This is a genomic window from Amaricoccus tamworthensis (genome assembly GCF_049800875.1).
GTDB classification, from domain to species: domain Bacteria; phylum Pseudomonadota; class Alphaproteobacteria; order Rhodobacterales; family Rhodobacteraceae; genus Amaricoccus; species Amaricoccus tamworthensis.
The window spans coordinates 22,281-36,962 of sequence record NZ_JBNAFV010000001.1 but is presented as its reverse complement, the minus strand read 5'-3'; the positions used below and the strand labels follow the sequence as shown (position 1 = coordinate 36,962).

Genomic DNA, 14,682 nt, shown 5'->3' with positions numbered 1-14,682 from the left:
ATGAGCGTAGATGCCGAAACCGTACCTTCCCACCGGGGACGTGTCGACGCAAATTCCCAGGGATTTGGGGCTTAGGCGCTTGCGAGAACCGGGCCTTCAAGGAGGCGCATGAGGTCGCCAAAATAGCCTCCGGACCGGGCCGGTTGCGTCGGGTCCGAGGTGATTGCCACGGCGAGATCGCGCCTTGGGTGGGCTGCGATGATCTGGCCGCCATAGCCACGGCCGAGAATGTATCCGGAACGCGAGAGGAACCAGCCATAGCCATAGGACAGCCCGGACCATGGCGAGCGGGTATGGGGGCGGGTCGATGCCTCGATCCAGCTTTGCGGGATGACCTGTTGGCCATCGTACCGGCCATTGTCCCGCATCAGAACCGCGATTTTCAGCATGGCCCGCGGTGTGAGCGCCATCTCGTTTCCGCCCATGTAGTAGCCCTGCGGATCGCGGGTCCAGGGCGGGATGTCGATGCCGAGCGGTCGGCCGAGGCGGGCGCGGGCAAGGTCAAGCAGGCTTTGGTCCGTTGACTCGGCAAGGGCCGCGCCGAGGATGTGCGTGGAGCCGGTGGAATAGAGCATTTGGCCGCCGGGTGTCGCCACCATTGGCCGGCTTAATGCGTCCGCGAGCCAGTTGGAGGAACTGACCCACTGGCCGTAATTTGGACCTGAAGTGCGTTCCAGCCCGGCGCGAAGCGAGACCAGATCCTCCATGGTGATGGCGTCTGCTCCGGGTGTTGCGTTTCGTGGCAGGATGGATGGGGCAACCTCGCCGATGGTGGCGGACACTGACGGTATTTCGCCCCTGTCAATTGCGGAGCCGAGCAATAGCGCGACGACGCTTTTGGAGCAGGATTTGATATTGGTTGGCCGGTCGAGCCCGGGTCCACGCGGCGCCGAAGCAAAAACCACGGTATTGCCACGCTGTACCTGTAGTGAATGGAGCTGCGGCAGCTCATTGATGGCCGTGGCAAGGTCGGTGCTTTGCGCGGACAGGAGTGCCGGCGCGGCGAAAGCTGCGCTGGCGGATAGCAGAAAGGCACGACGGTTTATCATGTCTGAGGATTGGCTTTGGTGGCCTTTGGTGTCCAGCACCCCACGGTCACGACTGCGTGGGAATGCCTTTCACCTTGCGTTCAGGCCGCTTCCTGGTGTGGTGTGACATTCGTCGCAGTTCGGTCTCCGACGAAGTAGAGCACGGTCGCAAGTAAAGCTGGAATGAGAAGGCCAAGACACATGGGTAGAGCCGTCGCCGTGCCACCGAGCGCCACGCAGAATGAGACCGTGAAGGCCACCGCGAACTGAATCGCACCCAGAAGCGCCGAGCCCATGCCCGCGCCGTTTTCCGCGAGCTCCATGGTCATCGCCATGGCGTTGGCCGAGAGCAGCCCGACCATGCCGACCGTCAGCCAGAGCGGAAAAGCCAGGATCCAGACATTGTCAGTGCCGCTTGTCAGTGTCAGGACGGCCGCAAACAATACGAAGGCGGGCAGGCCGCATCTGAGAATTTGCGACGGGCTGAACCGGCGCAACAGGACCGTGTTGATGCGGCCAAACACGATCAGGGCCGCGGCAATCAGCGCGAACATCAGGCCGAAACCGTGGGTGGAGAGGCCGTAGACGCCCTGGAATACGCCTGAGGAGCCGGTGATGAACGCGAACATGCCGCCCTGTGAGAGGGCCGCGACGAGGGCCATGAGGAGAAAGCCCTTCTGCGACAAAAGTGACGTAGCGGTTCTGATGCCACTGGCGAACGGCCGACCCGTTCGTTTTGCTGCCGGCAGGGTTTCGGGCAGGATGAGCAGTGACAGGATGAGTGCTACGGCCCCAATCGTCGCCATGGTCGCGAAAATGGACTGCCAGCCGAAGGCCTCCAGGAGAAGGCCGCCCAGTGTTGGGGAGACCACGGGGCCGATGGTCAACAGCATTACAAGAACGGTCATGACCTGTGCCGCCCGACGGCCGTGATAGAGGTCGCGAACGATGGCACGCCCGACGACCATGCCCGCGCTGGCGCCGATTGCCTGGAGAAAACGGAGTGCGTTGAAAACCGCGATATCATCCACAAGCGGTAGGATGATCGAGGTCAGCACAAAGAGAACGGTTCCGGCCAGCAGCGGAACTTTGCGTCCGAACCCGTCGGTCAGTGGACCGATCAGCAACTGCCCCGCGCAGAGGCCGAGGAAGAAAAGGGACAGGGAGAGTTCCGCCGCCGTGTGCGACGCTTTGAACGCAACAGCGAGGTCGCCGATGCCCGCGAGATACATGTCGGTTGCGAGTGGCGGGAACAGGGACAGAAGTCCGAGAACGGCCGTTATGGCGCCCGCTCGGACGGGCGACAGGGATGTTTGGGTCATGGTGACTCCGGTGGTTATGTGATTTAATGGACTGTAGTTTATTTGCGTTTATGGACGCAAGTCTATTAATTGTGATCGGGTACGCCAGGCGCGGGAGGATGCGGGTATGAACGAGAAAAAAAGGCCGGTCGGGCGGCCAACGAGTGCTGAGGCGGGAACGGCGTTGAAGGCCGCCGCCCTGAGCCTGATCCGGGAGAAAGGTTATGAGAAGGTCTCAATCGCCGACATTATCCGGACTGCCGGCGTCGCGCGGCAAACGCTCTATAACCGCTGGAACACCAAGGCCGATCTCGTTTTGGAAGCGGTATTTGATGAGACGGGCCGATATGCGGCGGAGCCGATTTCAGATGACGACCGCACCTGTCGTGATCAACTGGAGGCGTTTCTGATTGGGGTGTTTACCCATCTGGAAACGGATGGCGACACCCTGCGGGCCCTGATCGCGGCGGCGCAGAGGGACGCTGAATTTCGGGCGGCTTTTTATACCGGATTCGTTTTGCCGCGCGAACGCATGGTCACGGACCTGCTGCGTCGGGCCCAGGAGCCGGGGGAACTGTCGCGGGCGCGGGATCCTGAAATGCTGTCGGCATTCATTCACGGGGCCTTCTGGTACCGGCTGCTCAATGGCGGGAGCCTTGATGCGGGATACGCGCGGGCGATAGTGGGGGAGATCTTCGGCGGTTAGGCCGGTGAAGCTATGGAAACGGCCCCGTTTCCGGGGCCGGTTGACGCGGCTCAGAAGCCGCGGGATATGGCGGCCACGCCGGTGCGGGCCACGTCGATAAGGCCGAGGGGGCGCATCAGGGCCACGAAAGCGTCGACCTTTTCCGGTGTGCCGGTGATTTCAAACACGAACGACTCGAGCGTCGTGTCGACCACTTTGGCGCGGAACACCTCGGACGTGCGCATGGCCTCAACGCGTTTCTCGCCCTGGCTGCGGACCTTGATGAGCGCCAGTTCGCGCTCAACGGAGGGGCCCTCAACCGTGAGGTCGTGGACCTCGTGGACCGGGACCATGCGGCCAAGCTGCGCCTTGATCTGTTCGATGACCGCCGGGGTTCCGGTGGTCACCACGGTGATCCGTGACAGGTGGTCGCGGTGGTCGATCTCGGCCACGGTCAGACTGTCGATGTTGTAGCCCCGGCCGGAAAACAGACCGATGACGCGGGCGAGAACACCGGACTCGTTGTTCACGATCACGGCGAGCGTGTGGGTTTCCTGGTGGTCGCCCAACGGGTTGCGCAGGTCGTAGGCGCTGTGGCGGCTGGAGCCTTTTTTGATGGCCAGTGCGTTCATTGGGTCTACTCCGTCAAACCAGAACCGCGCCATCGGAATCGATGGCATCCGACGTGGACGCGTCGCCCAGCAGCATTTCGTTGTGGGCCTTGCCGCTCGGGATCATCGGGAAGCAGTTTTCGTGCTTCTCAACCAGGCAGTCGAACAGAACCGGACCGTCATGTTCCAGCATTTCGATGATGGCGTCGTCGAGCTTCGCCGGATCGCTGCACTGGATGCCCTTGGCGCCGAACGCCTCGGCCAGTTTCACGAAATCGGGCAGGGATTCCGACCAGGACGAGGAATACCGCTCACCATGAAGCAGTTCCTGCCACTGGCGGACCATGCCGAGCCGTTCATTGTTGAGGATGAACTGCTTGACCGGCAGCCGGTACTGCATGGCGGTGCCCATTTCCTGCATGTTCATCAGCCAGGAGGCCTCACCAGCAACGTTGATAACAAGGGCTTCCGGGTGGGCGATCTGTACGCCGATGGATGCGGGGAAACCGTATCCCATGGTGCCAAGGCCACCGGAGGTCATCCAGCGGTTCGGCTCATCAAACCCCATGTACTGCGCGGCCCACATCTGATGCTGGCCGACCTCGGTCGTGATGTAGCGGTCGCGACCGGTGGTCAGGGCCTCAAGACGCTGAAGCGCATACTGCGGTTTGATGACGCTGCTGCTGTTTTTGTAGGACAGACATTTCCGGTCCTTCCAGACCTCGATGGTCTGCCACCAGCGCTGAACCTCTGCCGAATTGGTTTTGGAGCCGCGGGCCTTCCACAGCTTCAGCATATCGGTCAGGACCGAGGCCACGTCACCGATGATCGGAACATTCACGTGGATGTTCTTGTTGATCGAGGACGGGTCGATGTCGATGTGGACCTTGAAGCTGCGTGGCGAAAAGGCATCCGTTCGACCGGTGATGCGGTCGTCGAACCGTGCGCCGATGCAGAGCATGTAGTCGCAGTCATGCATGGCCCAGTTGGCCTCGTAAGTGCCGTGCATTCCGAGCATGCCAAGCCAGTGATCGCCGGAGGCCGGATAGGCGCCCAGTCCCATCAGGGTCGATGTGATCGGGAATTTTGTCTCGTTGACGAGATCCCGCAACGCCGCAGTTGCCGTGGGGCCTGAATTGATCACGCCTCCACCGGAGTAAATCACAGGGCGTTTCGCGGTTTCCAACGCATCGACCGCCGCGAGGATGGCATCCGGATGGCCGGCCGTGGCCGGTCTGTAATGGGCGACAGGCGCGTCCTCGGGCTTGGTGTACTCGCCGTTGGCGAACTGAACGTCCTTGGGGATATCGACCAGAACCGGTCCAGGCCGGCCGTTGGTGGCAACGTGGAACGCCTGGTGGATGGTGGAGCCGAGCGTGTCGGTATCCTTGACCAGCCAGTTATGCTTGGTGCAGGGGCGGGTGATGCCGACCGTGTCCGCTTCCTGGAAAGCGTCGTTTCCGATCATGAAGGTCGGAACCTGACCGGTCAGAACGATCATCGGGATCGAATCCATCAGGGCATCGGTCATGCCGGTGACCGCGTTGGTCGCGCCAGGGCCGGACGTTACCAGAACAACACCGGGTTTGCCGGTGGACCGGGCATACCCCTCAGCCGCATGAGTCGCGCCCTGTTCGTGGCGGACCAGAATGTGGCGGATGTCGTTCTGTTTAAAAATCTCATCGTAAATTGGTAGCACGGCGCCGCCCGGATAGCCAAACACGGTGTCCACGCCCTGATCCTTGAGGGCCTGAACGACAATCTGTGCTCCTGTCATGCGACGGGTCATTACATTCTCCAATTCTTTACTCCGCCCGACCTTTCACGGGCTTCCGGCGGCCCCAAAAACATGAGGCCCCACCAGGGGGCCCGAATATGTACCGCTGTCGTGGCGTTTCAGCCATGGCAGGATTCCGACCTTCGTCTGTTTTGAGCCAGATGGCACATACCGTTCCCCCGGACTTCGCGTATTAGGGAACCTGGTCCGGATGGTCAATACAGGTTGAATTAGAAAAATTACCGGAAAGTTCTGTTTCCTGATATTTTATTCCCGAACATGCATATGTTTTTGTCTGAAAATTCGCAATCCGCCGTCTGACGGAGGTGAATCGCCCGGTTTTGGACATGCGACAGGTCCCGAAGCCCGTGTCAGTGCTTCGGAATCGCTCAGAACAAACAGATTGTGGTGGCTATTTGGTGGCGGGCAGTTCGATGGCCGCGACCTTTTCCGGGAACTCCGACTCGTCCGGTGTCTCGTCAAGGATGGCGTCGCCTGAGACGGCGTCGAGGTTCTTCCAGGTACCATTGTGGAAGATTTCCAGCGGGCGGTAGCGGGCTTTGTAGTCCATCTTGGGCGACCCGGGGACCCAGTATCCCAGATACACGTAAGCCAGCCCGGCCTCCCGCGCGATATTGATATGGTCGAGGATGATGAAGCTGCCCAGACTGTCGCGCTCCAGGTCCGGGTCGAAGAACGAATAGACCATGGAGATGCCGTCGGAGAGGATATCGGTCAGGCATACGGCGGCCAAACGGCTGCGGCCGGTATGTTCGTCCTCGCGATAGTATTCAATGACGCGGCTGCGAACCGGGGTTTCCTCTATCATGGCCGCAAATTCGTGCAGGTCCATGTCGGCCATGCCGCCGGTGGCGTGGCGGGCGTCAAGGTAGCGGCGAAACAGTTCAAACTGCTCCTCCGTTGCCCAGGCGCTGCGGACGCTGCGCGACAGGTGTGCGTTGCGTTTCAGGACACGCTTTTGGCTTTTGCCCGGCTTGAAGTCCCGCGCAACGATCCGGGCCGAAAGGCAGGCCGTGCAGCCGGCACAGGAGGGCCGGTACAGAACGTTCTGGGAGCGGCGGAATCCCTGATGGGACAGCACGTCATTCAGGTTTTTGGCAGAGTCACCGTGCAGGGCGGTGAACAGCTTACGCTCAACCCGGCCGTCAAGATACGGGCAGGGCTGTGGTGCGGTGACATAAAACTGATGCGATTGCGGCAGACTGTGTCGCATTTTAGCCCCGGGACAATGTTTTTGAGGGCAAACCTAGCAAGCGGATTTGTTTCTCGGCAACCAAATTCTGAACAAACGGTAAATCTCCGCCCGTCAAATCACGGGACGGTTAATGGCCGTTGTTCTGAGGATGATATCCTGGAGCCCCTGGCGGTAGCGCGTCATCAGGATCGACAAACAGCTTGCAAGCTGCAGGAAGAAGAAACCGAAGCAGACCGAGTAGATCGCGGTGTGCAGCAGAGCCGTCAGCGTGTCGAAGCGGTTGCCATCCTGGCGGCGGAACTCGATGCCCATGAACCGCATGCCCCACGTGGCCGAGCGGTTCGCGAGTGTTGCAAACCGGTATATGAAGCCGACGCAGACCATAATGAAGGGGAAGAGCGCAAACCCGAACCCGAGGGTTACGAGCCCAAAGAGCGTGGCGAGCGGAATGCCAAAGAGCGCGATGATCACGATATCCATGCACCAAGCGGCCAGCCGGCGGGAGGGCACACTCTCATAGAACTGCGGGTCGCGGTCGGGGTCTGGCAGCCCGTCCATCGTTCCGGAATAGTCCATCGTGTGCACTGTCGCTCTCTCCATGTTTGTGTTCCGTCCAAAGATGGGACCAAAACGCAAAATTGCAAGATCGCGGCAGTGCGGGGTGTTGGAGGCCCCGGTCAGGAGCCGATTTTTTCCAGTTCGAACGGAGTCGTCTGGTAAATATGGTTGATCCAGTTGCCGTAGAGAAGCTGTCCGTGGCTTCTCCAGCGGTTTTCCGGGGCCCGGTTGGGGTCGTCGTCCGGGAAATAGTTGTGCGGTACGCCGATATTGGTGCCGTTGGCCCGGTCGCGCAGGAACTCGTCGGCCAGCGTGGTCGAGTCGTATTCCAGATGATTGAACATGTAGAGGGCCCGGTGCTTCGGATCCTCGATGAGGCAGGGTCCCACCTCGTCCGAGTAAACCAGAATGCGCAGGTCCTCATGCAGATCCACGTCCTCGGAGCGGATTTCGGTCCAGCGGGACACCGGCACATTAAAGCTGTCGGAAAATCCGGTCAGGAATGGTGAACTGCGCTCAATCGCCATATGGCGGTAACAGCCGAATGCCTTGGCGGGCAGGGCGTGTTTGGGCACACCATAATAGTGATTGAGCATCGCCATCCCGGCCCAGCAGACACAGAGGGTCTGGTGGACGTTCGACTGGGTCCATTCAAACACCTCGCTCAGCTCGTCCCAGTAGGTGACAGCGTCGTAGTCAAGATGTTCCAGCGGAGCGCCAGTGATGATCAGGCCGTCAAACTTGCGGCTCTTCGCCTCCGCGAATGTTTGATAAAACGCTTGCATGTGCGCGGCGGGAGTGTTCTTCGACTCGTGTTCGGAGATTTTGATCAGCGTCAGGTCGATCTGAAGCGGCGTGGCCCCGATAAGGCGCGCGAACTGGGTCTCCGTCTCGACCTTCATGGGCATCAGGTTCAGAAGTCCGATCTGCAGGGGGCGGATGTCCTGCCGGTTGGCTGTGGACTCCGACATGACCGTCACGCCTTCGCGGCGGAGGATTTCCTTTGCAGGCAGATTTTCCGGTATTCTGATGGGCATTGTTCTTTCTCGCTTATTTGCGGAATGCCTAGATAGGGTCCAAACACCTGTCAGGCAACCTTTCCGGCGAGGACGTTGTAAGCTCAACCGTAGCGTGATTAAACCCGTGCTCTTCTGAAAGTCGGTTTTTGATGTTCCGACTGACCGTTTCACGGTCGGAATCCGGCTCAATCGTGGCAACGAGCGTCACAACCGGGCGCTCCTGGCTGATGGACCAGGCGTGCACGTGACTGATTCCCGACACGTTGGGGATATTTTTCACAAGATCGTGTGACAGTGCGTCGCGGTCAAAGCCCACCGGTGCGCCTTCCAGAAGGATGTGGGCGCTTTCGCGGATGATTGCCCAGGCCGAGCGCAGGATCAGGAGCGCGACCAGTACGGACAGGATGGGATCGATCGGTGTCCAGCCCGTCAGCAGAATGATCACGGCCGCTACAATGGCAGCGACCGAGCCGAGCAGATCTCCCATAACGTGCAGGAGCGCCGCGCGGAGATTGAGGTTTTCCCGGTCCCCACGGGTGAGGATCCGGAATGCCGCGACATTTACCAGAAGCCCGATAATTGCCACGGCGAGCATCAGGTTGCCCATCACCGGTTCCGGCGCCACGAAACGGTCTGCCGCCTCGAACAGGATCCAACCGGCGACGAGGAACAGCGCCAGGCCATTCACGAAGGCGGCGAGAACCGAAACCCGGTCAAATCCGTAGGTTCGCCGTTCGTCCGCAGGCTTGCGGGCGATACGCAAGGCGAGCCAGGCCATGGACAGGGCCGCGAAATCGGTCAGCATGTGCCCGGCATCCGCCACGAGCGCGAGGGAGCCTGAAACCACGCCGCCAACAAGTTCCGCCACCATAAAGACGCCGGTCAGGATTGCGGCCCGTCCCAGTGCCGTCGCGTTTGTTGCGTGGTGATGGTGGTGTCCGTGGCCGTGTGACTGTCCGCCCATCGGGACTATCCGTTTCTGGCGATGGCCGTTTCGATCAGCTGATTGAAATCCCGGGTGTCCCGCAGTTCGGCAACCTCGGCCGCCTCAATGGTCACGCCCCAGTTTTTGGCCATGGCCTCATACCGGGGCAGGCGCCAGTTCATCAGGGAGCGGAAACCGTGACGGATAAAGGCATCGGGATCGACGTCCTCAGGTGCGACACCTGTCTCCGCAAGGTAATCGTCCCAGACCTTCCGCAGGAACTCCTCCGAATAATACATTGGCTTGGGCGCTTTCTCGAAGCGCGCGGCCAGAATATCGAGATGTTCGGCGGTACCGCGGATCCAGACGGGCAGGGTCGAGGCCGACATCTGCGTCATCACGGGATCATTCGGGTCGCTCGGGTCCACCACTTCGCAGAGCGATCCGGAGGTGTCGTTGATGAAGTGTTTGTAACCATAGATCATCTCGGAGCGTTCGATGAAATAGGCTGCATCGAGCGTGGCCGCGATTTCGGCCGCGCGGTGCTGTCGCTGGCGTTTGATGTAGGTCTCGAACGGAATGCCGCCCTTTTCGACGCTGCCGGGTTTGCCCAGATATGCCGAAAGCGGTTCGAGGTTGTTGAAGGTGATGTTGGAGGCGATGTAGATCGAATCCGACCGTAACAGCTTGGCCAGAAACGGGATTTTCATGGCCTCCGACTTCACGTTGTCGGCAATGTACTCGCCCATGTACCGCGTGCCTATGCGGAAATCGACGGAATAGTGGAACCAGTTTGCCTCATGCCGAAGCATGTTGGCGATGTGGGTTTTTCCCAGACCCGACATACCAAAAAGAGCGACCCGCCGGTGCGGGGCGCTCCTCCAATCCTGCGCAGTTTCGTAGAGCATTTAAATCCCGGTACCGTTCGTTCCGACCTCGATATCCGTCGGAACGAAGCGGTGCAAGGGGACGGGTGGCTCAAAAATTCCAGCCGACGCGCACACCTGCGCCCCAGACGGAACCGTCGTTGAAGTCGGTCTCAAGAAGGTTCTCCGCATCCCCCAGCTTGCCGTAGGTCAGACCACCGGTGATGTTGAGATTATCGTCGATATCATAGCTCAAGGCTGCCGTCGCCGTGGTGCGTCCGTCATAGGGCCCAAGCGTCGTGAGCGTCTCGTCGACCGAAGGCTCATAGGTTACCGAGAACGATCCGGCGAGTTTTTCCGTGAGACGATGGGCGAGACCGAGCGAGTAGGTCCACCAGTCCTCCTCATAGTCGACAAGCGCGCGGCCGCCGGTCAGGGCGACATACTGATCGGGGTTGATGGCGAACTCGGACCAGTCGACCCACCGGACAGAACCGAAGACGAGGGTGTTTTCAGCAACACCGCTCTGGAAATCCAGCGTCACTGACTGCGGCGTATCGATATCGGTTTCCGTATCCTGCGCACCGAACGCGGCGCTGCTCTCGTCGAGATCCAGCGAATGCTCGATCTTGGAGTAGTATGTCAGGCCTACACGCAGGGCGATTTCGGGCATGTGGTAGGCGCCACCCACCAGATAGCCGTAGCCCCAGTCCGCGTCGGCGTCGACGGCATAGTCGGAGACGAACGGAATTGTGGCCGACGCGTCCAGACGCTGGGCACGCAGGCCGCCGAAGACCTTGAAACTGTTGTTGATGTCGTAGGCCAGAATGCCCGTGAACTGGTATGTGTCCAGATCGGCGGTCGAGCCGTCATAGGTGAACCCGAACAGCGGATCAAACGTACCGGCACCATAGGAGGTGTCCGCGCCCAGCGGCTGGTCCAGGATGATGGCGTAGGACATGCGGTCGTTGATGTTTGCCTTGTAGGCGCCGCTGATCCCGACATGGCTGTCGAAGAGATCACCGGTGTCGCCCTCAAGCTGGATCGGCGTACCAACGGCGGTGAGATCGGCGCCTTCGCCGCTCTGGTCCGGGTCGGCATAGTTTACGCCGAACTCAATGTAGCGACCTTCCTCAAAAAGAATACGCGTGGTTGAGGGAACCGCGCGCTCGAGGGCTGCGGAAAAAGCCGCGGACCCCGTGGTGAGTGCAAGGATGGTGGCGATTGCCGTTTCGGAACCGCGCCGCATTAGAATTCTCGACATTGGGCTTCCTCCAAAGACCGTGATTTTTTGTTTTTATCACGGCGTTTCACACGAAGATCATATCACGGGTCAACGTTAACGTAACGTCACCTTAACGCGATTTTTTGAGTGTTGCCAATCGGCAAACGATTGTTCCAGGCGGATGGAATCCCACAAAAAAACCCCGGCGCGGGCCGGGGTTTTCACTTACGTCCGCATTGGAGCGGAGTTACTTGTTCATTGCATCCAGCGAGGTCTGCAGGATCGACTCGGCCTCGGCGCGATCGCCCCAGCCGATGACCTTGACCCACTTGCCTTCCTCTAGATCCTTGTAGTGCTCGAAGAAGTGACGGATGCGGTCACGGGTCTTGGAGGGGATGTCCTCCAGGTCCTTGATGTGGGACTGGAACGGATCGACCTTGTCGTGCGGAACGGCGATCAGTTTGTCGTCCATACCACCATCGTCTTCCATTTTCAGGACGCCGACCGGACGGCAGCGAATGACATTGCCGGGGTGCAGTGGGAAGTCGGCCAGAACCAGCACGTCGGTGGGGTCGCCATCGGCATGCAGGGTGTTTGGCACGAAGCCGTAGCTGCAGGGGTAGAACATCGGGGTGTTGACGATGCGGTCGACAAAAACGGCGCCGGAGTCCTTGTCCAGTTCGTATTTGATCGGCGCACCGCCTGCTGCCCCACCGGTGATTTCGATGACCACGTTGATGTCCTGTGGCGGATTCTTACCGGCGGGGATCTTGTCGATGTTCATTTTGTTACTCCTGGGTGTACCTAATTCGGCGCCCGATTAGCATGGGGCCTGATGCAAAAAAAGGGGGCAAACGCGCTTCTTCGGATTCAGTTAACGGGGTGTTACTTTTTTGGCTGTCGTGCTGCCCGGGCCGTTCGGCTCTCGCGGTTGACGTTGAGAAGAATGCCGTAGGCGATGAGTGCGGCGCCGACAAATACGCTGACGCGGATGCTTTCGCCGTAGATCAGGAAACCGGCCGTTGCCATAGTCGGCAGGCGCATGAACTCCATCGGTGCCACGATGGTGGCCGGTGCGTTGCGCAGGGCGGATGTCAGGCAGAAATGGGCGGACAGACCGGTCGCGGCCACCACGATAACGGATGGGACGGTTTCGGTCGCGGGCCAGGGGATGCCACCCGGTAGCGACAGAAACAGCGCCATGACGCCCTGGCTCAGCGTCATCCAGAACAGAACGCAGTTCACGCTGTCGCGCTGCATGATCTGTTTGGTGTAAATCGTATTCATGGCAAAACCGATCGCGGCCATGAGTGCGGCGGCGTGGCCGAGGTTCACCGGCTCCAGGCCCGGCTGTGCAACGATCAGGATACCCGTAAAGCCCAGCAGCGCCGCAATAATTCGGACGCGTGTCAGAACCTCGCCGAGAAAAAACGGCGCGAGTACCGCGACCCAGATGGGGTTGGTCATTTCAAGCGCGACCAGTTGGGCCAACGGGATCATCGTCACCGCGGCAAACCACATGTTTTGGCCGAAGAAGTGGAACAGGTTGCGTTTTACATGCAGCAAGGGCGCGTGGGACAGGACCTGGGAAAACCCCAGCCCCTGTAACTGGATGACCAGACACACGATCCCGAAACCGATGAAGGACCGGTAGAGCATCAGCTCAAAGGTGTTCATCTCCGCAAGCATGTCGCGGCCGGCTACGGCCATGGCCGTAAACGATAAAATGGACCCGGTCATCCAGAGGAGGGCCACCCAGGGGCGTGACTGCACGCTTGCGGGAGTTGTTGCGGTCACTCCCACTCGATGGTTCCCGGCGGTTTGGAGGTGATGTCCATGGTGACACGGTTGATGCCACGGACCTCGTTGATGATGCGGGTGGCGGTCTCGGAGAGGAAATCGTGACTGAACGGGTAGTAATCGGCCGTCATGCCATCGACACTCGTCACCGCGCGCAGGGCGCAGGCGTAGTCGTAGGTGCGGCCATCGCCCATGACGCCAACCGTGCGGACCGGGAGAATGGCAACGAAGGCCTGCCAGATTTCATCGTAGAGACCATGCTTGCGGATCTGGTCGATATAGACGGCGTCGGCCTCGCGCAGGATTTCCAGCTTGTCGCGGGTGATTTCGCCGGGGCAGCGGATCGCAAGACCCGGTCCGGGAAACGGATGCCGTCCGATGAAACTGTCGGGCAGACCAAGTTCGCGCCCGAGTTCGCGTACCTCATCCTTGAACAGCTCGCGCAGGGGTTCCACCAGCTTCATGTTCATCCGCTCGGGGAGGCCGCCCACATTGTGGTGGGACTTGATCGTGACCGAGGGTCCGCCGGAAAATGACACGGATTCAATGACATCCGGGTAGAGCGTGCCCTGTGCCAGAAACTCCGCGCCCTCAATGTCGCCCGCGTATTTCTCAAAGACCTCGATGAACAGTCCGCCGATGATCTTACGCTTGGTCTCCGGATCGGAAACGCCGTCGAGTTTCTCGAGGAACAGGCTCGATTCGTCGGCGTGGATCAGCTGAAGGTTGTAGTGCTCGCGGAACATCGTGACGACCTCGGTCGCCTCGTTTTTCCGCAGAAGCCCGTGGTCGACAAACACGCAGGTCAGCTGATCGCCAATCGCCTCGTGGATCAGCAGCGCCGTGACGGAACTGTCGACGCCGCCGGAGAGGGCGCAGATGACCTTTTTGTCGCCGACCTGTTCGCGGATGCGCTCAATGGCCTGATCGCGGTAGGCTTCCATGGTCCAGTCGCCGTCGAAGCCTGCGATCCGGACGAAATTCCGGTAGAATTTTGACCCGTTGGGGGTGTGGTGAACTTCCGGGTGGAACTGCACCGCATAGAAACGCCGGTCCAGATCGGCCGTAACCGCGAAGGGCGCGTTGGGTGAGGTTCCATAGACCTTAAAGCCCGGGGCCAGGGCGGAGACGTGGTCGCCGTGGCTCATCCAGACCTGTTCGCGTTCACCCTCAAACCAGCCATCGAGGATGTCGGTGGTCTCTTCCGCCGGGCTGACATAGGCCTTTCCGTATTCGGCCGTGCCCTGACCGCGTAGAACGGTGCCGCCGAGGCAGTGCATCATAACCTGCTGGCCGTAGCAGATGCCCAGAACAGGGACGCCGGCCTCAAACACGCCCATGGGAGGCATGGGGGCGTTTTCGTCGTGAACGCTGGCCGGGCTTCCGGACAGGATTATCGCCTGGGGGCTGAAATCCTTCAGGAATTCTTCCGTAACGTTCTGAAACGGATGAATTTCGCAATAGACATTCAGCTCCCGCAGACGGCGCGCGATGAGCTGGGTGACCTGACTGCCAAAGTCGACAATCAGAAGGCGTTGATGGCTGGACTGGGTCATGCGGGCACGCTTATTCCGCAAATGCCCCCCGCGCAAGAGCGTGATGCGTGCCTGATGTCGTAGATGGTCGCTTTTGCGGCGGAATCGCAGGTCAGGGCCACACCACATTTCGATA

Annotated in this window: 14 protein-coding genes; 1 reads left to right on the top strand and 13 read right to left on the bottom strand. The window is 60.1% G+C overall.

The window, feature by feature from the left end; translation table 11 throughout:
- Window positions 1-71 precede the first annotated feature (71 nt).
- Both ACP15P_RS00195 and ACP15P_RS00190 read right to left on the bottom strand, forming a co-directional pair.
- Window positions 72-1,049: a serine hydrolase domain-containing protein gene (locus ACP15P_RS00195; RefSeq protein WP_424926473.1), complete on the bottom strand. Its 978-nt coding sequence runs from the start codon at window positions 1,047-1,049 to the stop codon at window positions 72-74.
- Window positions 1,050-1,129: 80 nt separating this feature from the next.
- The gene (locus ACP15P_RS00190) at window positions 1,130-2,350 is read right to left on the bottom strand and encodes a multidrug effflux MFS transporter (RefSeq protein WP_424926472.1); all 1,221 of its coding nucleotides are present in this window, start codon (window positions 2,348-2,350) and stop codon (window positions 1,130-1,132) included.
- A 106-nt stretch (window positions 2,351-2,456) separates the two neighbouring features.
- Between ACP15P_RS00190 and ACP15P_RS00185 the strand changes: the two genes are divergently transcribed.
- Entirely contained in the window at window positions 2,457-3,035 is a 579-nt protein-coding gene (locus tag ACP15P_RS00185; RefSeq protein WP_424926471.1) for a TetR/AcrR family transcriptional regulator, read from the top strand.
- A 50-nt stretch (window positions 3,036-3,085) separates the two neighbouring features.
- Here ACP15P_RS00185 and ilvN read toward each other — a convergent pair whose 3' ends face one another.
- The 11 genes from ilvN to guaA form a co-directional block, all read right to left on the bottom strand.
- The gene (gene ilvN, locus ACP15P_RS00180) at window positions 3,086-3,646 is read right to left on the bottom strand and encodes an acetolactate synthase small subunit (RefSeq protein ID WP_424926470.1); all 561 of its coding nucleotides are present in this window, start codon (window positions 3,644-3,646) and stop codon (window positions 3,086-3,088) included.
- A gap of 13 nt (window positions 3,647-3,659) precedes the next feature.
- Window positions 3,660-5,414 (bottom strand): acetolactate synthase 3 large subunit, encoded by a 1,755-nt coding sequence (locus tag ACP15P_RS00175; RefSeq protein ID WP_424926469.1) that lies wholly within the window; start codon window positions 5,412-5,414, stop codon window positions 3,660-3,662.
- A 400-nt stretch (window positions 5,415-5,814) separates the two neighbouring features.
- Window positions 5,815-6,636, bottom strand: coding sequence for an arginyltransferase (locus ACP15P_RS00170; RefSeq protein ID WP_424926468.1), 822 nt, complete (start codon window positions 6,634-6,636; stop codon window positions 5,815-5,817).
- A 93-nt stretch (window positions 6,637-6,729) separates the two neighbouring features.
- Complete coding sequence (locus ACP15P_RS00165) at window positions 6,730-7,218, bottom strand: RDD family protein (RefSeq protein WP_424926467.1); 489 nt, start codon at window positions 7,216-7,218, stop codon at window positions 6,730-6,732.
- 77 nt (window positions 7,219-7,295) lie between these two features.
- Window positions 7,296-8,213, bottom strand: a complete 918-nt coding sequence (locus ACP15P_RS00160; RefSeq protein WP_424926466.1) for a homoserine O-succinyltransferase — start codon at window positions 8,211-8,213, stop codon at window positions 7,296-7,298.
- A 28-nt stretch (window positions 8,214-8,241) separates the two neighbouring features.
- Complete coding sequence (locus tag ACP15P_RS00155; protein ID WP_424926465.1) at window positions 8,242-9,159, bottom strand: cation diffusion facilitator family transporter; 918 nt, start codon at window positions 9,157-9,159, stop codon at window positions 8,242-8,244.
- Between the two features lie 5 nt (window positions 9,160-9,164).
- The gene (locus ACP15P_RS00150) at window positions 9,165-10,028 is read right to left on the bottom strand and encodes an ATPase (protein WP_424926464.1); all 864 of its coding nucleotides are present in this window, start codon (window positions 10,026-10,028) and stop codon (window positions 9,165-9,167) included.
- Window positions 10,029-10,098: 70 nt separating this feature from the next.
- Window positions 10,099-11,250: an OmpP1/FadL family transporter gene (locus tag ACP15P_RS00145; protein WP_424926463.1), complete on the bottom strand. Its 1,152-nt coding sequence runs from the start codon at window positions 11,248-11,250 to the stop codon at window positions 10,099-10,101.
- Window positions 11,251-11,458: 208 nt separating this feature from the next.
- On the bottom strand, window positions 11,459-11,995 hold the full coding sequence (gene ppa, locus ACP15P_RS00140; protein WP_424926462.1) for an inorganic diphosphatase: 537 nt from the start codon (window positions 11,993-11,995) through the stop codon (window positions 11,459-11,461).
- A gap of 101 nt (window positions 11,996-12,096) precedes the next feature.
- On the bottom strand, window positions 12,097-12,951 hold the full coding sequence (locus ACP15P_RS00135) for a DMT family transporter (RefSeq protein ID WP_424926461.1): 855 nt from the start codon (window positions 12,949-12,951) through the stop codon (window positions 12,097-12,099).
- A gap of 53 nt (window positions 12,952-13,004) precedes the next feature.
- A complete protein-coding gene (guaA, locus tag ACP15P_RS00130; RefSeq protein WP_424926460.1) occupies window positions 13,005-14,567 on the bottom strand; it encodes a glutamine-hydrolyzing GMP synthase in 1,563 nt (520 codons plus the stop codon).
- Window positions 14,568-14,682: the final 115 nt, after the last annotated feature.